Genomic DNA, 21,440 nt, shown 5'->3' with positions numbered 1-21,440 from the left:
GATATAATCAATGGCTATATCATGTGATTTAGCCCAGTTTATAAAGGTTTTTCCTGTAAATTCTGGCCCATTATCGACCCGTATTTTTAATGGATACCCATGATATTCGGCCAGTTTATCTAAGTAACGGGTAACTCTCCCTGCCGGTAAGCTTACTGCAATATCAATACCTAATGCCTCACGATTAAAGTCATCGATGACATTGAATGTCCTAAAGCGACGTTGATTACGACTACTGTCACTCATAAAATCCATTGACCAACATTCACCTTGTTTATTGGGGACTAATAACCTTTCCGGGCATCGTGGAGGAATGCGTTTTTTACGCTTTACCCTGAGATTAAGCTTTAATTCACAATACACCCGATATACCCGTTTATGATTCCATTGATAGCCGAGCTTTCTGATACGATTAAAACATTTAGGAAAGCCCCAGCGTAAATGCCGGTCTGTGATAGCATTCAACACCGAAACAATCACCGAATCATCCTGTAACTTAGCTTGATAATAGTAAGCACAACGGCTTAAACCAACAATGGCACAACTCATAGCAATAGTAACTGAATGATTTTGTTGTAGTTGCTGTGCCCACGTTTTACGTGCCCCTGTTGGCACTAAAGCTTTTTTATGATTTCTTCCTGAAGCTGGGATTTTAAGCTCAGTTCGGCAAACATCTGCTTAAGCTTGCAGTTTTCAGCCTCCAGCTCCTTTAAGCGTTTAATATCCGACGTTTCCATACCGCCGTATTTTTCTCGCCACTTATAGAAAGTTGAATTACCCATGCCATATTTGCGACAGAGTTCCTTGACAGGAATACCTGCTTCAGCTTCTTTTAAAATAGCGATGATTTGATGTTCAGTCATTTTTTTCATAATTAAATCCCCTTTACTTGTATCATAGAGAATTTTCTACTTTTTTGCTGTACTATTTTAGGGGATAGTTACAACTTATCTAGAGGTATTTAGGTCTAAATATAAGCCCAAATGCCTCAAAAAAGCACGGTTAAAAATTTAGTTTGAGTGAAGCTTTACCGTACAAAGGTCTCAATAAAAATCAAAGTGGTTTATACATATGGTAATTTATCAGTACCTTGATCCTCGCCAAAATATTAGACAGTGCCCGCCTCTATCATTTTTTCGTTTTGGTAATATTGTTGTTCATATTGTTCAGGTGATACCCAGCCATTAGCTGAATGACGACGTATCCGATTATAATAGATTTCAATATATTCAAATAGTGCTTTATTAGCCAGTTTCCTCGTTTTGTAGTAACAGTCATGAATAATATGTGTTTTGAGTGTATGAAAAAACTCTCAACAACCGCATTATCAAAGCAGTTTCCTCTTCGACTCATGCTTTGCCTGAGTCCATATTGTAACAATAACTGCTTGAAATCAGCACTGCAATATTGGCTTCCTTGGTCACTATGAATGAGTACATTTTTAGGAAAGTGACGCCGAAATAAGGCTTGTTTTAATGTATTACACACTAAATGATGGTCTATGTAGCGACTCGTTTGCCTAGCAATCACTTTTCGTCCATATAAATCGATAATCACCGACAAATATAACCAACCTTCACCCGTTTTAATATAAGTAATATCGGTTACCCATGTCGTATTTGGCTTATCAGGGTTAAATTGCCTATTTAACGTGTTGGGCGCAATATTGCGATGAGCCGTGTCTGTTTTATACTTGAATTTACGTGCTGCTTTACTCCGTAATCCCAATTGTTGCAAAACACGGCTAATTGTCCTTTCTGAAACTTGATAGCCCGCTTCCCTAGCATCATGAAGCAGGCTTGGCGCACCCAAACGGGCCTTATGTTGCCAATACTGCTTTTTAATATACTCGCTGAGTTTGGCTGATTTGTTTGCTCTTTTTAACCAAGCATAATAACCCGATGAACTGACACCAAGTAATGAGCATATCTTAGTAACGGGATAGCAGGTTAAATGATTTTTCATATAAGCGTACTTCACCGACTTGGATTGTTGATGAAGTACACATGCGCCTTTTTTAGTATATCATTGGCCATTTTCAGTTCTTTAATCTCTTTTTCTAACGCCATAATCCGCTGTTGCTCAGCCGTTAACTCTCGACGGCTGGTTTTATTCGGGGAAAGTTGCCTAATCCATTTATCTAGGGTTGATTTACCCACACCTAGATGGTTGGAAAGTTCGCTAATAGAAAGGTGTGCATGAGATAATGCATAATCAACTGATTGTTGTTTGAATTCGATACTAAATTTTTTAACCATGATATTTATCTCGCCATTTATAGAAAGTTGAATTTCCCATGCCATATTTACGGCAAAGTTCCTTGACAGGGATACCGGCCTCAGCTTCTTTTAAAATAGATACAATCTGATGTTCAGTCATTTTTTTCATGGTTAAATCCTCAGTGGATTAATAAAGAGAATTTTCTACTCTTTTGCTGTACTATTTTAAGGGGTAGTTACAATGTCTGTCGCTTGGAATTATTCACGCTTCGCCATATTCGGGTACGGTTTAATCGGGTAACACGGCAAGTGTATGTACAACGCCCTAAATATTGTGGCGGTACTGCAGTGTTTAAATGGGAACATATTATGCCCGCTAATTTTGGCGAGACTGGCTCGGATATGGGCGGTACTAATGTGGTTAACTTGTTTACTTTTCACCCTTATAAAACTGGCTTTCCCGTTGCACAGTCCGTGGGCGTAGGCAAAAACACTTATAATCCTCAAGATTATAAAGACGAGTGGGAATTTATCCGCCGTTATATGGAAGACGGTCCCCAAAACCTGCCTAAACCACGCCTAAGTACCCACTTACCCATGCCCTTTCACGGTGTTGAGGGACATATTAGCCCCATGATCCATCTGGCAAAAAATAACCCCAGTGTGATCATGATTTTAATGTTAATCCCCGTCTTTTTAATCTTATTGCCATTTTATACTATGGGTTACTTTATTTCGGAATGCCTATGCTGGCAACCTCGTTGGCCAAAAGTGATCAGGCAAGCCGGTAAACCCGGTAAACCCGGTAAACCTTTACCAAAAGAAACCACCCTATCGGATTACCCACCCGAAGTACAAAAGGCGATTTTAGATAATAGCCAAGAGTGGGGCGTGATTGATGACGAAACTGGCGAACTTATCGACTATGGTCAATTTAAAAGACCCAAGAAAAAAGCCAGCCGAAAAAGAAAAACAAAAGCAACAAAACAAGCAGAAAAGCCCATAAAAGAGAATTCAGAGGATTAATTGGTAAGATCAAAGCACTGCTGCTCCAGTGCTTTGGAAGCAAAATTTATCGTAAAAATTCATTACCGACGTAAGTTGGCAAATAAAACTGAAAAAAATTTAAGATGCAGTCCAAAAACCTGTGACATTCACTTTGTCCTGCTGCAAAACAGCTCGAATAGGCATTTGATTAACATTATGATCTTTTTCTGCTTGTTCTAATACATGCATTTTGCTTTCACCAACTAAATGTAGATAGATATTTTTGCTATTTAAAATAGTAGGTAACGTTAATGTAATACGATCAAGTGGTGCTGTTAATGGTGTCATTCCTACAACTTTTCGGCCTGATTTCATATCTAAACCGGTCGCTAAATTAGCTGCACCTGGAAATAATGAAGCGGTATGTCCATCTTCGCCCATACCTAAAACGATTACATCAAATGGCATCGGAATTTTATCTAACATTTTGTCAGTCATTTCTGCGCCATCAAATGGATTATCACAACTGTTTTTTAAGCCGACAAAATTAGCCAATTTTGCTTTGTTTTGTAATAAATGAGCCATTACGAGCTTTTCGTTACTGGCGTCATCAGTATTATCCACCCATCTATCATCAACCAACGTAATAAAAACTCTGTTCCACTCCATATCTTGTTGGCTGAGTAAAGCAAAAAGTGGAATTGGTGTTTTACCCCCTGAAACAGCAATAGAAGCATGGCCTTTTTGTTCAATCGCCTGTTTTAACTTATTGACTATATGTGAGGTTAAATCTTCAATCAATAACTGATTATTCTCATATTTATTTAACGTAAACATATTTTATTTTCCTTTATTAGAATTCGTGCCATGAATGCCCATCTTTAGTAATCAATGCAACTGATGCTACAGGTCCCCAAGTTCCGGCTTGGTAAGTTTTTGGCTGTTCATTGTCTAACTCCCACGCTCTAACAATTGAATCGACCCATTTCCATGCTGCCTCAACTTCATCACGATGAACAAATAATGCTTGGCGACCACGCATAACTTCAAGTAGTAAACGTTCATAGGCATCAGCACTTTGTTGATGAAAGGTTTCGCTAAAACTTAAATCAAGCTTAGTGGTTTGCAAATTGTGAGTGCTATCTAAACCTGGTACTTTATTTAGAATCTCAATATCCATACCTTCATCAGGTTGTAGACGAATAGTCAATTTATTTTGTGGTAATTCTGGATAAGATTCACTAAAAAGGTTAAGCGGTAACGGTTTGAAATAGACAACAACTTCAGAACATTTACTTGGTAAGCGTTTGCCTGTGCGTAAATAAAAAGGAACACCTGCCCAACGCCAGTTATCAATGTCAACGCGAATGGCAACAAATGTCTCGGTATTGCTTTTTTGATTAGCGCCATCTTCTTCTAAATAACCTGGGACATTAACGCCATTAACAAAGCCTGCTGTATATTGACCCCGAACTACTTTTTCACGAATATTCGTTTTATCAATTGGTCTAAGCGCATTAAGGACGGCTATTTTTTCATTACGTAAACTATCATCTTCAAGATTTGCTGGTGGTGACATTGCAATCATAGTTAAGATTTGTAATAAATGATTTTGCACCATGTCGCGCATTTGCCCTGCTTTGTCAAAATATCCCCAGCGGCCTTCAATACCAACTTGTTCAGCCACAGTAATTTCGACATGATCAATAGAATTACGATCCCAAAATGACGCAAACACCGTATTTGCAAAGCGTAAAGCTAATAGGTTTAATACAGATTCCTTACCTAAGTAGTGATCAATACGGTAAACTTGCGATTCATTAAAGAATTTAGCCACTGAATCATTAATTTCGCAAGATGATTTTAGATCGGTTCCAAGCGGTTTTTCCATTACAATTCTATTTTGTAATTGGTTTAATCCCGCAGCAGCTAAGCCTTGGCAAATAGTACCAAAAGCCCCTGGATGCATTGCAAAATAAAAAATAGCAGGGTTGTTTGAATCAAGTTTATTTTTCAGTGTTTCAAATCCAGCGCGATCATTAACATCTAGTTTATGAAAATTTAATCGTTGGCTGAATCGTTGCCAAATACTATCGTCTAATGGCTCTGGCATAAATGAGGTTAGGGCATCTTTTGCTACCTCACAATAAGCAGCGTGATCCCAATCAGCACGTCCTACACCTAAAATCTTGGTTTGTTCAGGTAGTTTTCCATATTTTTCTAATTGGTATAAAGAAGGTAGTAATTTACGTCTTGTCAAATCCCCTTTAGCACCAAAAATAACTAAATCGCAAGCTGGGATATCAGACATGGTTCTCTCCTACGATGGTATAATGTAATCATTCTATTATGTTGGGTAGTCAGTGTACAGGATAAATCATAACAATAGGCATTAGCCTTTATTGACTCGAAAACAAAAAGGTCACCATCACGGTGACCCTTTGTTTAAAACAAGTAATTGGATAATTTTCCAATCAATAAATTATGCGCGTAAAAAATCCATATGGACTAATTTTGGTTTAAACGCATGACGTTGTACTGCTTGTACTTTTACTTTTGTTGCTTTTCCGTCAACTTCAATAGTCAATACTTCAGAATAAAATTCTGGTTTTTCTTGCATATTAAAAATTTGGTTGTGATCAAGTACAACAGCGATTGCAGGTTCAGTACCGCCATAAATAATGGCTGGGAATTTACCAGCGTGACGCAGGCGGCGGCTCGCACCCTTACCATGCTCTTTTCTAACTTCAGCTTTAAATGTAAACATATTTATTTCTCTTAATGATTTAAAATAAAACCAATTACAGGCGACCCAGTAGTTGGCTATCAAACTTGCACTTTAATAAAGTGCCCAAGATTATAGAGTGTTATCCCAATAAACGCAATCAAATAATAATATTACAATCGAGCAAAACATTGATTGTGCTTATCGTGTATAGTGTGAATTTTTAAATCAATTCTATTTTAAAACCATAAGTCGATTTTTTATTTGGTGATAATTTCAATGGCGTTGTAATGCAACCAGATTCGACACAAACCATAGATTTATATTCGTCATCACCAAAGTCACTCATTGTTTTAGCTTTATTTACCCATGGATTCCATGTTACTACATCACTTACATTAGTATTAGTTAATCGAACTGTTCGAATGCCATTTGTGATAGTTATTTGATCACTAGCATTAGTATAAATACGATCAACCTCTTGGTTAAAAGTCAATTGCCCTATTTTTGCAGGTTTATTTTCAACGGCTAATCGATCTTGATAGGTTTCACCTAATCCTTTGACAACAACGTCTTCAATATTATTGATATCAAAATAAGTATGTAGTGCGCTAGTTACATCAAAATCACCAGAACAACTTAAAACAACTTCACAGGTGTTACCTAAATGAAGGTTTAATGATACAGTGAAAGGTTTGTTGCAATAAGGCGCTGTCTGTTGATTATTGACGAGAGATAGAATGAGATCGACACCATGCTCATCTTCAGTGCAAGAGTCTAAATTCCATTCAACAATACGAGCAAAACCGTGAGACGGCGTTCCTGATTGACCGAACCAAGGCCAGCAAACAGGTACACCACCGCGGATAGCCACGCCTTTTTTAAAGTTTGTTTTGTTGCTCAACCAAATAACAGGAGTTTGCTCATTAATTGGTTGCCAAAATAACAAGTGTGCACCTTGTAATGTTACCGCTGCACAACAAGTTTTATGGTTAATAACCAAAGTAGGGAGTTCGCCATAAGTTAATTGCTTAACCGATGAGCTTAGCGAGACCCCTGATAAGCTATTTTCTAAAATATCTTTATAAATATTCATACTTACTCCTAAATAACAAATTTTAACAATAGTTAATATCGAAAATTATTAATAATTGTACGCTTTTTAAGTTAATAATAAAAATACAATAGATGCCAAAAGCTTTTTTTACTTTTTTGAAGTAAAATGCCACACTATAAAAAATAGAACAACATACTGGTTATTGTTGTCAAAAAGTTTCAGGAAAGACAGCGTTTATGTATAAAATTCCAATGAGTTTGTATATTCATATGCCATGGTGCGTACAAAAATGTCCTTATTGTGATTTTAATTCGCATACGATAAAAAAAGCCCCCAATTATGAAGCTTATATAGAACATTTAATTAAAGATTTACAACATGATGCTGTTTTGTGCTCAAACCGCTTAATTCATTCGATCTTTATTGGTGGTGGCACTCCAAGTCTGTTTTCTGCTGAACTCATTGATAAATTATTATCAAATATAAATAAGATCATTCCCGTAGATAATGATGCTGAAATTACTATTGAAGCCAATCCAAATTCTATTGATATAGAAAGGTTTAATGGTTATCAACAAGCTGGTATCAATCGAATATCCATTGGTGTACAAAGCTTTCAAGCCGATAAGCTTGTAAAATTAGGGAGAATACATAATCCCAAAGAAGCATTCACAGCAGGAAAATTAGCCAAAACATTAAATTTAAGAAGTTTTAATTTAGATTTAATGCATGGGTTACCAAGTCAATGTATTGATGATGCTATATATGATTTAAAACAAGCTATTGCTATTGATCCACCTCATTTATCTTGGTATCAATTAACCATTGAACCCAATACATTATTTAGTTCAAAACCGCCTGTTTTACCAGATGACGATAAACTTTGGGAAATTTACCAACAAGGTCATCAATTATTAACTAAACACGGTTACCAGCAATATGAAACCTCTGCTTATGCTAAAAAAGGTTTTCAATGCGAACATAATTTAAATTATTGGCGATTTGGGGACTATTTGGGGATTGGCTGTGGCGCCCATGGCAAATTAACCCAATCTGATGGTAAAATTATTCGTACAGTAAAAACTCGCCATCCAAAAGGTTATTTAGAAGGGCGTTATTTGGATAAATATTATGAAGTTCCAAAACAAGAGTTACCTTTTGAGTTTTTTATGAATCGATTTCGGCTATTTGAGCCAGTGCCAAAATACGAATTTGAACAACGGACTCATTTATCATTACAGATAGTTGAGAAACAAATAACTATGGCCATTGAAAAAGGCTATTTAATTGAAGACGAACAAAACTGGCAAATAACTGAACATGGAAAACTATTTCTAAACTCATTATTAGAGTTCTTTTTATAGCTAAATTAAATATTAATTTCTGACAAAGGCAATTAGAGCCTATCTTTACGATTATTTAACGTAATAGGTACCAACTATTTAAGCAATCATTCGCATAACTTTACAGACATTTTTAAAAAATAAAGGCATAATGTATCCCGACAATGCATTTATTTCATTGTTTTCCTATTCCTTATGTTTTCCCAATAACTTTGTTATTGGGATTTTTTTTGCCTATACTTTGATAACTTCATTGCTTTTAATTATTATTTAATAAAAGTGTAAGAAAGGAACTGCTTTAATTCATTCAATGAAGATGTTCCTTCCATAGGACCTTTTTTAGATACAGCAAATGCACCGCTTGCATTTGCATATTGCAATGCTTTTTCGACTGAATAGCCTGCCAACATTAAACTAACAAACGTGGCACCAAAACAATCTCCTGCTCCTGTTGGGTCAACGGAGTTTACTGTGTACCCATCAACGTGATGCATTTGTAAATAACCTTGCTCGTCAAGCCCATAATAATTAGCGCCTTTACAACCGCCTTTTACCACAATGTGCTTAATCCCTTTTTTAAGCAACCTCATCATTATTTGTTGTTCACTTTCATCATTATTATTTGAAAAATAATTAACTTCGTTTTTACTGGGTAAAAATATATCGGTATATTCCATTATGTAATCAAAAGACTGCTCCATTTCTGGTATATCAAACATTTCTTTACGTAAGTTTGGATCGAATGAAATTGTCCCCCCTTTGTTTTTAATGATATCTAACGCTTTACGCATAGCATCAATCACACGAAAGGAATAAAGCGATGATCCCATTACATGCAAATGATTACAATCTTTTAATAAGCTTTCATTAACATGATTAAACGAAAGTAAACCACATGCACTATTTGGAATATTAAAAATAAAATCTCTTTCATTAGAATCTTTATAAGTGACAAAAGCACTACCAGTATTGGCTTTATGATGCATGGTGATACCGTCAATAATAACACCGTCATTTTTCAGCCGATTTATACACATCTTGCCAAATGCATCTTTACCAACACAACTAAAAAAGACAACTGAAAAACCTAATTTTGCAACTTGATCTGCAAATATTGCCGGAGCACCACTAACAAAAGGGCCAATAAACTCTCCTGTTTGATTGAAACGTTGATTTTGTTCCTTGGCTAAAAACTCAACCAGTAGCTCACCAATTGTGCAGATTTTGAAATGCATTATTATCTCTCCAGTATGTTTTGATAAGTCACACAATATTTATTTGAAATAAGTATCTCAAAATTGGCATCCAGAAGTTGCTGATGATACTCTGTTACAGCAGGTCTTGATAACACAACCATATCAAGATCAATGAGTTTTCCCAGATTATTATCATTATTATGAATCAGCCTTTGAGGTAAAATAGCGATATTGTGTGCGGCTTTTTTTATTATTTGTTGATAAGTTTTAACCTGTTCTAAATTTTCAATAATTAATTGATTACCTATATTGATGGCACTTATTTCGAGAATAAAATGCGATACAGGAAATTGATTTAATATAAGATTGATCATCTTGTTATCCTGTAAAAGATTACCCTCAAGTAAAACGCCACCAATAAGAATGACTTCGGCATCCGTAAATTCTTTCGCTAATTTTGCATTACTAATATCATTCATAATCAGTATTAATGATTTTTTGCAGTGTAAAAACGGAATCAATTTTCTTATTAAATTACCATGGCTTAAAAACAACGTATCACCATCATTAATATAACTTAAGCAAGTTTTGACTAATTCAATATCATGGCTATCATTAAAACTTTGTGTATAATTTTGTGTAATGGCACTTGTCTGACTTCCCCCTCCTTCCTGAGCAAGATAAATTGCTCCACCAAAAGAGCGTTTTAAATATCCTTGTTGCTCCAAGTAAGTTAAATCTTGACGAATAGTTACATTCGATACCTGAAGCAATTGTGATAATTCATCAACTTTAACTTCGCCTTGTTTACGAACAATTTCTGCAATTTGCAATCGTCGTTTTAATAGGGATGAAGATGCTCTAGCCAATTTTATTTCCTATACCGTAGATAAAATGAAGACTGGTGATAATAGAATTAATCCTATGCTTGGTCAATATTAAACTAGCGCATTACATTTTACCTTATAAATCATACCAATAATAATTTCTACGTCTTTTATCTAAGCACACTTCATATATACATGCTAACCATCAAAATGAAAATTTATAAATAATTTTTATTACGTTTTGAAAGTAATATTGATTTTTGTGATCTATCTCACGTGATTACCACTAGAATAACTTACAATTCGAAAGCATAATTATTAAAAATAAATTTCAAACCGAAAGTTAATTACTCTATTAAGTCAAAATAAATTATTAAGGGAAAGTCATATGTCTATTATTTCAAGTCACAACATGTTAAAAAAAGCACAAACAGAACACTATGCAGTACCAGCCTTTAACATTCATAATCTAGAAACTATACAGGTCGTAGTTAAAACTGCCGCTGAATTGCAATCACCCGTTATTTTAGCAGGCACACCAGGCACATATAGTTATGCAGGAACAGAAAACATTATTGCTATTGCTCATGAGCTATCTAAAAAGCATAACATCCCTTTAGCTGTTCACTTAGATCATCATGAAGAATTTGATGATATAGCTTATAAAATTAATGCTGGTGTTCGATCTGTCATGATTGATGGTTCACATCTTCAATTTGAAGAAAATATTACCATTGTGAAACGTGTAGTAGATTATGCTCACCGTTATGATGTTAGTGTTGAAGCTGAATTAGGGCGTCTTGGTGGTGTTGAAGATGATTTAGCTGTGGATGCAAAAGATGCTTTATATACCAGTCCTAAACAAGCACTAGAATTTATACAAAAAACCCAAATTGACTCGCTAGCTATCGCCATTGGTACTGCACATGGTCTTTATAAATCAGAACCTAAACTGGATTTTGATCGCCTATCCGAAATTCGCTCAATCACTGATATTCCACTCGTGTTACATGGCGCTTCAGGTGTTCCTGATAAAGATGTTCGTGAATGTATTAAACGTGGAATTTGTAAAGTCAATGTTGGAACCGAATTAAAAATGGCATTTTCAAATGCCTTAAAACAATACTTTATTGAATATCCTGAGGCTAATGACCCTCGCCATTATATGAAACCAGCTAAAGCGGCAATGAAAGAAATTATCAAGAAAATTATCGCCACATGTGGTTGTGCTGGTAAGTTATAGAGGAATTAGGAAGATGATCTATACATTAACACTTAATACCGCAATTGATATGAATATTCGTTGCCAAGGACTTAATCCTAATTATGTCAACCGCACATCGCATACTCAATATAGCCCAAATGGTAAAGCGGTCAATGTTTCAATTGTCCTGCACAAATTTCTAAAACCGACTTGTGCATTAGGTTTTTTTGGCGGATTTTCTGGAAAATATATCGTTGATGAATTGACAAAAATGCAGATTGAAACAAAGCCTTGTTTTATTGATGATATAACACGTATCAATGTTTTTATTAATGATGGGCAAAATGAATATAAATTGGTGGGTAAAGGCCCTTTTGTTCCTGATAATAAAAAACAAGAATTGCTAGGATTAATAAAATCACTAAGCAGTAACTGTTATTTAGTTATTAGCGGTAGCCTACCAAATAACATTGAACCCGAATATTACCTATCTATTTTAACTCTATGTAAAGTCAAAAATATTCAAGTCATCCTCGATATTAGCCATCCAATATTAAGTGATTTACTCGCTTATAAACCTTTATTAATTAAACCCAATGATGATGAAATCAAAGAAATTTTTGGTTTTGAAACCCAAACGACATCGCAAATTATTACCGCACTAGAAAATATTCACGCACAAGGTGCACAAAATATTTTATTAACTATGGGGGCTAGAGGGCTCTATTTTTCGAATGGAACACACATTTGGTTTTGCAATGCTGTAAAGATCAAATTAATCAGCTCCGCTTGTGCTGGAGATGCGTCACTAGCAGCCTTTCTTAGTGAATGGTTGCCTGATAGGGAAAATATTGAAAGATCAATGAAAAAAGCATCGGCAACGGGGGCGAATGTTGCTGAATCAGATGGATTAGGTTTGCTAGATAAGATCTGTATTTATATGAATCAAATTGAAATTACCCAAATAAAATGAGGGAATAATTATGAAAAAAATATTAGCTATAACAGGTTGCCCAACCGGTATCGCTCATACTTATATGGCAGAAGAAGCTTTGAAATCCGCAGCTAAAAAAATAGGCGTTGAAATTAAAGTAGAAACCAATGGTGCAGGTGGGATAGATAATGCCATTACAGATGAGGATATAGCGAACGCTATCGGTGTTATTATCGCCGCTGATAAAGATGTCAATCCCGATCGTTTTAATGGCATGCCTGTTATTGAGGTTCCTGTAAAAGATGGTATTCATAAGGCTGTAATGCTTATTGAACAAATAATTTCAGGCAATGTGCCATTACGTAACGGAGCTACCAATAATACACAAAAATCGGTACCCTCAAATCAACAATCCGTGACAAAAGAGTCAATTGGTCGACAAATTTACAAACACCTAATGAGCGGTGTATCTAATATGCTGCCTTTTGTTGTCGCAGGTGGTGTATTAATCGCACTCTCATTTTTATGGGGGATTTACTCGGCCGATGAGACAAATGCACAATATAATCAATTTGCCGCATTGTTGATGAAAATAGGCGGGCAAGCATTTGGTATTATGGTACCCATCTTTACGGGTTTTATTGCTTACTCAATTGGAGGTAGGCCAGGGTTAGTGGCAGGTTTTGTTGGCGGGTTAATTGCCAATATTACAGGTGCAGGGTTCTTAGGTGGCATTATTGCAGGCTTTGCAGCAGGCTACTTAATGCTATATGTCAAAAAATGGTTAGATAGACTTCCTCGTTCATTTGAAGGGCTAAAATCTATTTTTATCATGCCGTTAATTGGTGTTTTTGTGATTGGTGCAGGCATGTTCTTATTAGGTGACCCAATTGCAGCAGTTAACCATGCAATGAAATCATTTCTTGAATCATTACAATCAGCTAATCCTGTTTTACTTGGCATAGTCATTGGTGCTATGTGTTCTTTTGACTTTGGAGGTCCAGTAAATAAAGCCGCCTATGTAACAGGGACTATGCTACTAGGCGAAGGTAATTTTTACTTTATGGCTGGAGTTTCAGCCGCATGTATTGTGCCACCTTTTGTCATTGCTTTCTCAACAACGATATTTCGTGGAAAAGCATTTACTGAGGAAGAGCGTGCAGCTGGAATTGTAAACTATATTTTAGGTGCTACACATATCACTGAAGGTGCGATTCCTTTTGCGGCTAAAGATCCATTACGAGTCATTCCTGTCATGATGTTATCGTCCGCCATCGCATCGGTATTGACTTTTTTAAGCCACATTCAAGTTCCCGCACCACATGGTGGTTTTCTTGTACTTCCATTGGTAAATAAGCCTTTTCTATGGGTAGCTTGTATTTTTACTGGCGCGCTTGTCGGAGCCATATTATTAGGCTTAATTCGAATTCACCAAAATAGACAATTAACAATTAAAAATTAACAATACGATATAATCAACTAATTGATATACCGATAATTTTTCGGTATATCAAAACCACAAGGACAATAAATGAGCGATTTAAAACTTACTATCGATGATATTAGAATTATAAGCGGGTGTTATTCTAAACAAGATGCCATTCAATCAGTATCAGAAGCGATGATAAAAGCAGGTCTAGTAAAAGATGATTATACACAAGCCATGTTTGATCGAGATACCCAAATCTCTACATTTTTAGGTAATGGTATTGCCATTCCTCATGGAACGACTGATAAGCGTGATAGTGTCATCAAAACAGGCTTAAAAATAATTTACTATCCAAAAGGGGTACTCTGGGATCAAGATGATAACATAGCTTATGTTGTTATTGGCATCGCAGCGAAAGCTAATGAACATCTCGATATTTTACGACAGTTAACAAAAGCTGTAATTGCTGAAGATACACTCGATCGCATTAAAACGATTAAAACCGCTGAAAATCTATTAGAAATACTACAAGGTAGTTGCTAAAAGATTTATTTTATTTCATGTCAAAATATCGTTTCAATACAATAAGGTTGAACTTGATTTTCATCCCCAAAACCGACAAATACTACCTCTATGATATAAATAAAAATCATAGAGGAACCTATTATGCTACAGCATTTAACACCATTTCCAACAACAGGTGGTGGAGTATACCTTATCTAAAGTTCCTCTCTCATTAGCTGAAAATAGCTAACTATTTGGGTGTTAGGTGCACGTTTAGTTGCGCTAAACTTGATGTATGATATAAGGAAAAAGTGCTATGATGTAGCAGAAAGAACGGCAAATCGAATATGATAAAAATTATTCAGAAAAACCATTGATTTTATTAAAGTTTTTATTTAGCGAAATAATAGTAAATAATAACGTTACTCCTTTTGCGACAAGGTTATCTTATGATGCACTGCCCCATACATAAAATAGACTGCTTAATCCTGATAAACCCTATCAAATCGGAGGTAACTGATATCACTTTATCAAACTCAGCCAAGGTGGGTTATGCCTTGTCGTAATGATTGATTTATTGGATTGAAAAGTGATTGGTCGGCAAATAAGTTCATAGCGGTAACGATTATAGTGTAGTCCTGCTGATATAGCAAAAACAGCCTTTGGGTAGACTAAAAAGTTATTGTGTTTTTTATAATAATTGTTCAGAAAAAGTATTGATTTTATTTGATTTTTTAAGTGGTGTAAAATGATAGAGTAAAAAGGGCAATCCTTGCTGTTTTAATGCAAGGATTTGATATAAGCACGGTTGTTTATTTGTCGTCAATTATTCTATTTTAAGGTAGCCTGCGTCTAGGTTTTTCTGGCTCTGGCGTGGTTAATTTCCATGATATTAATAATCCCAATTGTCCAAGAAAATAATTGATATTATCAAGTTCATTCTCGGGAACCTGCTATAACCACAATTTATCGCTTAATTTTTCAAGCGTACCATGGCTTGTATTACTTAATATCCAATCTTTCAGCGTGGTGTTCTTGTAACTATCCCCTAAAATAGTACAGCAAAAAAGTAGAAAATTCTCTATGATAAAAGTAAAAGAGATTCAATTATGAAAAAAATGACTGAACATCAAATCGTCGCTATTTTGAAAGAAGCTGAAGCGGGTATTCCCGTTAAAGAACTGTGCCGTAAATATGGCATGGGTAATTCAACTTTCTATAAATGGCGAGAAAAATACGGCGGAATGGAAACATCGGATATTAAACGCTTAAAAGAGCTAGAAGCGGAAAACCGCAAGCTTAAGCAGATGTTTGCCGAACTGAGCTTAAAATCTCAGCTTCAGGAAGATATCATAAAAAAGCTTTAGTGCCAACAGGGGCACGTAAAACGTGGGCACAGCAACTACAACAAAATCATTCAGTTACTATTGCTATGAGTTGTGCCATTGTTGGTTTAAGCCGTTGTGCTTACTATTATCAAGCTAAGTTACAGGATGATTCGGTGATTGTTTCGGTGTTGAATGCTATCACAGACCGGCATTTACGCTGGGGCTTTCCTAAATGTTTTAATCGTATCAGAAAGCTCGGCTATCAATGGAATCATAAACGGGTATATCGGGTGTATTGTGAATTAAAGCTTAATCTCAGGGTAAAGCGTAAAAAACGCATTCCTCCACGATGCCCGGAAAGGTTATTAGCCCCCAATAAACAAGGTGAATGTTGGTCAATGGATTTTATGAGTGATAGTCGCTGTAATCAACGTCGCTTTAGGACATTCAATGTTATCGATGACTTTAATCGTAAGGCGTTAGGTATTGATATTGCAGTAAGCTTACTGGCAGGAAGGATTACCCGTTACTTAGATAAACTGGCCGAATATCATGGTTATCCATTAAAAATACGGGTCGATAATGGGCCAGAATTTACAGGAAAAACCTTTATAAACTGGGCTAAATCACATGATATAACCATTGATTATATCCAGCCCGGTAGCCCATATCAAAATGGCTATATTGAACGATTTAATCGTACCTATCGCACTGAGGTACTCGATTTATATCTTTTTAACAACTTAGCTCAAGCAAGGAGAATAACCGAAGAATGGTTAACGATTTATAATACCGAAAGACCGCATGAGGCATTAAATAACATGACACCGATTGAATACAAAACACTAAAACAAGCAGCTTAATTTTCTACGTGAGTTGTGTACTAAGTTTGGGGTATTTACACTTGAATTATGGCATCTGACTTGATGGAATGAATATAACGAGCATTTAATTTCAATGCTGCCGCAGCTAAATAAGCATTCTGACTCATTGCGCCAACAGCAGTATAATTAAAGTGAGTACTTTCTTCGGGATTTATATCAGCCAATACATTAGCATCTGACACAAAAATTAATGAATAGGCGGCTCGCTTAGTAAAATTTTGCAAACCAATGTCGGCGCGAATATCTTTATTATTAATTTCTCTTAAATAATGACCTTCCCACTCATATAAAAAAGTGCCTTTTTCACCAGCAATATAAATTCGTACATAAGGTGGCTTACCTTTAACCATTGGTACTGTCCATCCTGTTTTACCTCGGTTCAACCCACTTGCTGCCCAAAGCACTTGTGAAAGTTCCTCATCAGAAATCTTACCAGTAGGAAACCCGCCACCAGATGTTGAAGCACGTTTTTTTAAGCTTTCAAATAAGCTCATTCCATCTTTTATTTGTGGCTTAGGTAATGAAATATCGGCATAACATAACGCGAAAGGAATCAACGATGATAATAGAATTAAAGCTAATTTTCGTACATAACACGACATAGTAATACCTAATTATTTGACATTATTGGCGATATCTTATTGCTAACGGTTTCAATTATCAACATCAAATGCTAATAATTATCATTTGATATATGAAAAGTCTGCTTTTGCCATTAGCACTTTTCAAGTTAGGCTATGAAGATAATGTGATAAATTAAACAGCATTAAGCGATATTTTTATTTTTTTATGTATTGAGTATATACTTTAGCAAAATTGATTTTTGAGAAATTGAGTAACAAATCTTATGCCATTATCGACATTCATTGTTTTACCTCTTTTTATTATCACAATTGTTTTTGCCTCGCTCTTTAAAAAGAAAAAATGGCAATTTTTAAACGTAACTTTATTAACGATTTTTATTGTAATGGAGCTAACTTCTATCTACTTTAGTGGTGGATTTATTGATTATCAGTTTTATGTGAATTTAAATATAAATGATATTATAGAAGGGCTATTTATTTTTAAATTGCAAGCCGTTCTGGTCATTGTAGTCTTTTTTTCTTTCATTTTTTTACTATTAAAACTCGCTAATTGGTGTAAAGGAAAATACCGATTATTGCCTCGCATATTACTCGCTGTTATCGCTATATTTTCAATTAGTTACCACAATGGACCATTAAGCCGGTTATATGAAATATATCAGGTTACTAGTGCTCCGCGCGAACCATTTGAGCAAGCATTGCAATCACTCAATATGACTAATTACATCAATAAAAACCAGCTTGTTAGCCAACAAGGTAAAAATATTATTGTGTTATCATTAGAATCGTTTGAACAAGGTTTTCTCGACTTTGAAGATATTACACCTAATTTACGACATCTTTGCCAAGATTATACTTTTTTTGCCAATATGCCAATGAGCACTGGAAGCACTTGGACGACTGCTTCCATGTATACTTATATGACCGGCATGCCATTTTTAATTGGCGGTTACACAACATCCCCATTAATGCGTGCAAACCAAACAAACTTAGTTAGTTTGGGTGATGTGCTAAAACAAGCTGGGTATCAAACCCGTTATGTGATGCCTAGTCCTGATTTTGCTGGTATTGGGCATACTGCTGAGCTTTTGGGTATGCAAGTCATTTCGGAAAAAAATTACGTTGGGCAATACCCAACAGCACCATTTGGATTATATGACAAAGATATTTTTGATGTTGCGCAAAAACAGATTACGCAAATGCGTCAAAATAACCAACCATTTGCCTTATTTGTATCAACCGTTTCAACTCATGCTCCAAATGGTTTTGATGACGAAAGAATGAAATCAATTATTTCACCCAAACCAGATAATATGTCTTTTGTTGCTGCTTCATTAGATCATAATTTAGGGTTATTTATTCAACAATTAAAAGATGAAGGGGTATTAGAAAACACTGTATTTTATATTTTCCCAGATCATTTAATGATGGGATCTGGCACGCCAACCATTAATCGCCTTTCACAAAAAGAGCGCAAGCTTTATCTATTAACTAACGCAAGTATACAAGATCTACAAAAAACACCCGATCAAACCATTTACCAAATTGATTTGCCTCGTTTAATTTTAAATGGGGCACAAGTTGCAAGTAATGGCAAATTTCTAACTGACTATTTATCTGCCCCTAATTTTGATAAAAAACAGTTTATTGAAAAAAATAAAGCCAATATCGCAACGATCAATAATTCAGCACAGGTATTTAAATAGGTACCGAAAATGGAGTTGGATACATTGCTTTTAGTTGGCTCGACCTGTTTTTTGGGGATGATTCCGTCTGGACCTGATTTCTTTTTAGTGTTAAAAACAGTTTAAATTATCGCCGAAAAACAGCATTATTTACTTGTTTAGATGTGATCACTGCTATTTTGATTCATATGAGCTATTGCGTTGCTGGTCTTGCGGTGTTGATTGGCACCATTCCATTGCTCTATAACACGCTATGCTATGCCAGTGCCGCTTTCCTTATATGGCTTGGCTTTAAAGCATTATTTGCCTCTAATGCGACCACTTGCTTAGTTGGCAAACAACCAATTAAGCAGCTAATTTCAACAAAATTGGCTTTTACGCAAGGTTTTTTATGTAATTTACTTAACCCTAAAGCAACGTTATTTTTTCTAGCAATTTTTACGCAAATGCTTGATGCTGAATCATCAACGATTGGTAAACTTATCATTGCATTTATCATTTGGATTGAAGCCTTTTTTTGGTGGCCTTTTGTGGTGTTTGTTTTTCAAAATCAAACAATACAACGGCGTTATTTTAAAATTCAAACTATTTTCGATAAATTATTAGGTACCATTTTAACTACATTAGGCGTAAAAGTTGCTTTCGGACTTTAAGTTACTCTAATGTTGTGAACTCATATTTACTTTCAAGCACCTGTTTACCTGAAAAGTTTTGATAAAAAGACTTTCTTTTTTTGAATATTCGATCGTTAATTGTTAAACTGATAATAGTTTAGCTTTTATAATCGATTACTTTTATTTACCGATTATACATTCACTGGACACTGATTTTTTTATTCGACAGGCTAATTGAAAATGGATAAATTATTACAATATGGTCGAGAAGTTCTTGAACTAGAGTTACAAGAAGCGGAAAAGTTACCTAATCGGCTTGGCAAAGATTTTATTAATGCATGCCAACTTATCTTAACCACCAAAGGTAAGGTTGTTGTTTCAGGTATTGGAAAATCAGGACATATTGGGAAAAAAATTGCTGCATCGTTAGCAAGCACGGGCAGCCCCGCTTTTTTTATGCATCCTTCGGAAGCATTGCATGGCGATTTAGGCATGGTAACAGCCAATGATGTGGCTATTTTAATTTCTTATTCCGGACGGGCAAAAGAATTTAATATTATTCTGCCGATCCTCGCTACAATGAATGTACCCGTAATTGCAATTACGGGCGGAGTTGATTCGCCATTGGCTAAATCAGCTCAAGCTATTTTAAATATCTCGATAGAAAAAGAAGCATGCCCAATGGGATTAGCGCCAACATCAAGTTCAACCAACACATTATTGATGGGTGATGCGCTAGCGATTGCTGTAATGCGAGCTCGAGGCTTTAGAGAAGAAGATTTTGCTCGCTCCCACCCAGCAGGTAGTTTAGGTGCTAAATTACTTAATCATGTCAGAGATGTGATGCGAACAGGCGATCGAATACCTAAAGTTCCACAAACAGCAACGGTTCTTGATGCTATGCTAGAATTAAGTCGAACAGGTGTAGGTTTAGTTGCAATCTGTCAGAATAATAATAAAATAATTGGAGTATTTACCGATGGCGATTTACGTCGGTTATTATTGAAAAATGGTACATTACAAGATAGTATTTTGGATGTTATGACCAGCCCAGGATACCTTATCCCTGATAATTGGAAAGCGGTTGAAGCATTAAAATCCTTTAATGATCACAATATTACCGCTGCACCAGTCGTTAACAATGAGGGTGAATTAGTCGGTGCTTTAAATATTCATGATTTGCATCAAGCTGGTATTAGCTAAAACTATTAATAAATACCTATTGCCAAAAGGTGCTATCTATTGAGATAATTACCGACCTAAATTTTTGTCGTTAGACGGAGATCAAAGGAAAAGTTACACAATTGAATTTTGTATGATTTTTAATCAACTAAAATTGATGTTGTGTTGTATATTTTAACCAAAATTAATAGATGATGAAACTACAATGGCAGAAAAGCGAAATATCTTTCTAATTGGCCCTATGGGGGCAGGAAAAAGCACAATAGGCCGACAAATTGCGCAACAGTTAGGCATGGATTTTTTTGACTCAGATCAAGAGATTGAGAAACGTACTGGAGCCGATATTGCATGGATTTTTGACCTAGAAGGAGAAGAGGGATTCCGTGCCAGAGAAGAAAAAGTCATTAACGAATTGACTGAAAAACAAGGCGTAGTTCTGGCAACTGGTGGTGGTTCTGTCTTATCAAAAGAGACACGCAACCGATTGTCAGCACGTGGAATTGTTGTTTATCTTGAAACAACCATTGAAAAGCAAATGGCAAGAACACAAAAAGATAAACGCCGTCCATTACTGCAAGGTGGTAACACACCTCGTGAGCTTTATGAAGAACTTGCAGGTGAACGTGAACCTCTTTACAAAGAAATTGCCGATATTACCATTAAAACTGATGAACAAAGTGCCAAAGGTGTTGCCAGTTATATTATTGATAAAATAGAACAGATTTAAGCAACTTATTT

18 protein-coding genes and 4 pseudogenes are annotated in these 21,440 nt (G+C 35.6%); 11 read left to right on the top strand and 11 right to left on the bottom strand.

Going from position 1 to position 21,440, the window contains the following annotated elements; translation table 11 throughout:
* From A9G41_RS06455 to A9G41_RS06435, 4 genes and pseudogenes are all read right to left on the bottom strand, one after another.
* The coding region (locus A9G41_RS06455; protein ID WP_075539463.1) for a DDE-type integrase/transposase/recombinase at positions 1–615 on the bottom strand (615 nt) is incomplete at its 3' end.
* On the bottom strand, positions 615–872 hold the full coding sequence (locus A9G41_RS06450) for a transposase (RefSeq protein WP_143425426.1): 258 nt from the start codon (positions 870–872) through the stop codon (positions 615–617). The genes A9G41_RS06450 and A9G41_RS06455, both read right to left, overlap by 1 nt.
* A 236-nt stretch (positions 873–1,108) precedes the next feature.
* Positions 1,109–2,258 (bottom strand): annotated as a pseudogene (locus tag A9G41_RS06445) (IS3 family transposase).
* Positions 2,254–2,388 (bottom strand): annotated as a pseudogene (locus tag A9G41_RS06435) (transposase); the annotation flags it as partial. The pseudogenes A9G41_RS06435 and A9G41_RS06445, both read right to left, overlap by 5 nt.
* Positions 2,389–2,471: 83 nt before the next feature.
* Here A9G41_RS06435 and A9G41_RS06430 point away from each other — a divergent pair.
* Positions 2,472–3,245 (top strand): DUF6708 domain-containing protein, encoded by a 774-nt coding sequence (locus A9G41_RS06430; RefSeq protein WP_065582305.1) that lies wholly within the window; start codon positions 2,472–2,474, stop codon positions 3,243–3,245.
* Between the two features lie 99 nt (positions 3,246–3,344).
* On the opposite strand, the gene pgl is transcribed toward A9G41_RS06430, so the two are convergent.
* The 4 genes from pgl to A9G41_RS06410 form a co-directional block, all read right to left on the bottom strand.
* Entirely contained in the window at positions 3,345–4,043 is a 699-nt protein-coding gene (gene pgl, locus A9G41_RS06425; RefSeq protein ID WP_065582304.1) for a 6-phosphogluconolactonase, read from the bottom strand.
* A gap of 16 nt (positions 4,044–4,059) precedes the next feature.
* Positions 4,060–5,517, bottom strand: a complete 1,458-nt coding sequence (gene zwf, locus A9G41_RS06420; RefSeq protein ID WP_065582303.1) for a glucose-6-phosphate dehydrogenase — start codon at positions 5,515–5,517, stop codon at positions 4,060–4,062.
* A 171-nt stretch (positions 5,518–5,688) separates the two neighbouring features.
* Positions 5,689–5,973: a 50S ribosomal protein L25 gene (rplY, locus tag A9G41_RS06415; protein WP_065582302.1), complete on the bottom strand. Its 285-nt coding sequence runs from the start codon at positions 5,971–5,973 to the stop codon at positions 5,689–5,691.
* Positions 5,974–6,154: 181 nt separating this feature from the next.
* A complete protein-coding gene (locus A9G41_RS06410; protein ID WP_065582301.1) occupies positions 6,155–7,027 on the bottom strand; it encodes a D-hexose-6-phosphate mutarotase in 873 nt (290 codons plus the stop codon).
* A 197-nt stretch (positions 7,028–7,224) separates the two neighbouring features.
* On the opposite strand from A9G41_RS06410, the gene hemW reads away from it, so the two are divergent.
* Positions 7,225–8,352, top strand: coding sequence for a radical SAM family heme chaperone HemW (hemW, locus tag A9G41_RS06405; protein ID WP_075539461.1), 1,128 nt, complete (start codon positions 7,225–7,227; stop codon positions 8,350–8,352).
* A gap of 245 nt (positions 8,353–8,597) precedes the next feature.
* On the opposite strand, the gene A9G41_RS06400 is transcribed toward hemW, so the two are convergent.
* Together A9G41_RS06400 and A9G41_RS06395 are read right to left on the bottom strand one after the other, a co-directional pair.
* Complete coding sequence (locus A9G41_RS06400) at positions 8,598–9,566, bottom strand: sugar kinase (RefSeq protein ID WP_075539460.1); 969 nt, start codon at positions 9,564–9,566, stop codon at positions 8,598–8,600.
* 2 nt (positions 9,567–9,568) lie between these two features.
* On the bottom strand, positions 9,569–10,396 hold the full coding sequence (locus A9G41_RS06395) for a DeoR/GlpR family DNA-binding transcription regulator (RefSeq protein ID WP_065582298.1): 828 nt from the start codon (positions 10,394–10,396) through the stop codon (positions 9,569–9,571).
* A gap of 346 nt (positions 10,397–10,742) precedes the next feature.
* Here A9G41_RS06395 and A9G41_RS06390 point away from each other — a divergent pair, with 346 nt between their 5' ends.
* The 5 genes and pseudogenes from A9G41_RS06390 to A9G41_RS06365 all read left to right on the top strand — a co-directional run bounded on the left by A9G41_RS06390 (position 10,743) and on the right by A9G41_RS06365 (position 16,616).
* The gene (locus A9G41_RS06390) at positions 10,743–11,597 is read left to right on the top strand and encodes a tagatose bisphosphate family class II aldolase (RefSeq protein ID WP_075539459.1); all 855 of its coding nucleotides are present in this window, start codon (positions 10,743–10,745) and stop codon (positions 11,595–11,597) included.
* 13 nt (positions 11,598–11,610) lie between these two features.
* Positions 11,611–12,531: a 1-phosphofructokinase family hexose kinase gene (locus tag A9G41_RS06385; RefSeq protein ID WP_075539458.1), complete on the top strand. Its 921-nt coding sequence runs from the start codon at positions 11,611–11,613 to the stop codon at positions 12,529–12,531.
* A gap of 10 nt (positions 12,532–12,541) precedes the next feature.
* The gene (locus A9G41_RS06380; protein ID WP_065582296.1) at positions 12,542–13,954 is read left to right on the top strand and encodes a PTS fructose transporter subunit IIC; all 1,413 of its coding nucleotides are present in this window, start codon (positions 12,542–12,544) and stop codon (positions 13,952–13,954) included.
* A 69-nt stretch (positions 13,955–14,023) separates the two neighbouring features.
* Entirely contained in the window at positions 14,024–14,464 is a 441-nt protein-coding gene (locus A9G41_RS06375) for a PTS sugar transporter subunit IIA (protein WP_065567990.1), read from the top strand.
* 1,070 nt (positions 14,465–15,534) lie between these two features.
* A pseudogene (locus A9G41_RS06365) lies at positions 15,535–16,616 on the top strand (IS3 family transposase).
* 35 nt (positions 16,617–16,651) lie between these two features.
* On the opposite strand, the gene A9G41_RS06360 reads toward A9G41_RS06365, so the two are convergent.
* On the bottom strand, positions 16,652–17,239 hold the full coding sequence (locus A9G41_RS06360) for a nitroreductase family protein (RefSeq protein ID WP_065581480.1): 588 nt from the start codon (positions 17,237–17,239) through the stop codon (positions 16,652–16,654).
* Between the two features lie 245 nt (positions 17,240–17,484).
* Between A9G41_RS06360 and A9G41_RS06355 the strand changes: the two genes are divergently transcribed.
* From A9G41_RS06355 to aroK, 4 genes and pseudogenes are all read left to right on the top strand, one after another.
* The gene (locus A9G41_RS06355) at positions 17,485–18,927 is read left to right on the top strand and encodes an LTA synthase family protein (RefSeq protein ID WP_065581479.1); all 1,443 of its coding nucleotides are present in this window, start codon (positions 17,485–17,487) and stop codon (positions 18,925–18,927) included.
* Between the two features lie 9 nt (positions 18,928–18,936).
* Positions 18,937–19,559: pseudogene (locus A9G41_RS06350) on the top strand (LysE family transporter).
* A gap of 201 nt (positions 19,560–19,760) precedes the next feature.
* Positions 19,761–20,723, top strand: coding sequence for an arabinose-5-phosphate isomerase GutQ (gene gutQ, locus A9G41_RS06345; RefSeq protein WP_065581478.1), 963 nt, complete (start codon positions 19,761–19,763; stop codon positions 20,721–20,723).
* 184 nt (positions 20,724–20,907) lie between these two features.
* Positions 20,908–21,429: a shikimate kinase AroK gene (gene aroK / locus A9G41_RS06340; protein WP_065580715.1), complete on the top strand. Its 522-nt coding sequence runs from the start codon at positions 20,908–20,910 to the stop codon at positions 21,427–21,429.
* Positions 21,430–21,440 lie beyond the last annotated feature (11 nt).

Origin of the sequence: Gilliamella sp. Nev5-1 (assembly GCF_001690895.1) — a bacterium.
GTDB classification, from domain to species: Bacteria; Pseudomonadota; Gammaproteobacteria; order Enterobacterales; family Orbaceae; genus Gilliamella; species Gilliamella apicola_C.
This window is presented reverse-complemented; position numbering and strand designations above follow the sequence as displayed.

Bases quoted from the DNA above. Each gene is read 5' to 3' on its own strand.
- A9G41_RS06450 (WP_143425426.1), bottom strand. From the start codon at position 872: ATGAAAAAAATGACTGAACATCAAATCATCGCTATTTTAAAAGAAGCT.
- pgl (WP_065582304.1), bottom strand. From the start codon at position 4,043: ATGTTTACGTTAAATAAATATGAGAATAATCAGTTATTGATTGAAGAT.
- zwf (WP_065582303.1), bottom strand. From the start codon at position 5,517: ATGTCTGATATCCCAGCTTGCGATTTAGTTATTTTTGGTGCTAAAGGG.
- rplY (WP_065582302.1), bottom strand. From the start codon at position 5,973: ATGTTTACATTTAAAGCTGAAGTTAGAAAAGAGCATGGTAAGGGTGCG.
- A9G41_RS06410 (WP_065582301.1), bottom strand. From the start codon at position 7,027: ATGAATATTTATAAAGATATTTTAGAAAATAGCTTATCAGGGGTCTCG.
- hemW (WP_075539461.1), top strand. From the start codon at position 7,225: ATGTATAAAATTCCAATGAGTTTGTATATTCATATGCCATGGTGCGTA.
- A9G41_RS06400 (WP_075539460.1), bottom strand. From the start codon at position 9,566: ATGCATTTCAAAATCTGCACAATTGGTGAGCTACTGGTTGAGTTTTTA.
- A9G41_RS06390 (WP_075539459.1), top strand. From the start codon at position 10,743: ATGTCTATTATTTCAAGTCACAACATGTTAAAAAAAGCACAAACAGAA.
- A9G41_RS06385 (WP_075539458.1), top strand. From the start codon at position 11,611: ATGATCTATACATTAACACTTAATACCGCAATTGATATGAATATTCGT.
- A9G41_RS06380 (WP_065582296.1), top strand. From the start codon at position 12,542: ATGAAAAAAATATTAGCTATAACAGGTTGCCCAACCGGTATCGCTCAT.
- A9G41_RS06375 (WP_065567990.1), top strand. From the start codon at position 14,024: ATGAGCGATTTAAAACTTACTATCGATGATATTAGAATTATAAGCGGG.
- A9G41_RS06360 (WP_065581480.1), bottom strand. From the start codon at position 17,239: ATGTCGTGTTATGTACGAAAATTAGCTTTAATTCTATTATCATCGTTG.
- A9G41_RS06355 (WP_065581479.1), top strand. From the start codon at position 17,485: ATGCCATTATCGACATTCATTGTTTTACCTCTTTTTATTATCACAATT.
- gutQ (WP_065581478.1), top strand. From the start codon at position 19,761: ATGGATAAATTATTACAATATGGTCGAGAAGTTCTTGAACTAGAGTTA.
- aroK (WP_065580715.1), top strand. From the start codon at position 20,908: ATGGCAGAAAAGCGAAATATCTTTCTAATTGGCCCTATGGGGGCAGGA.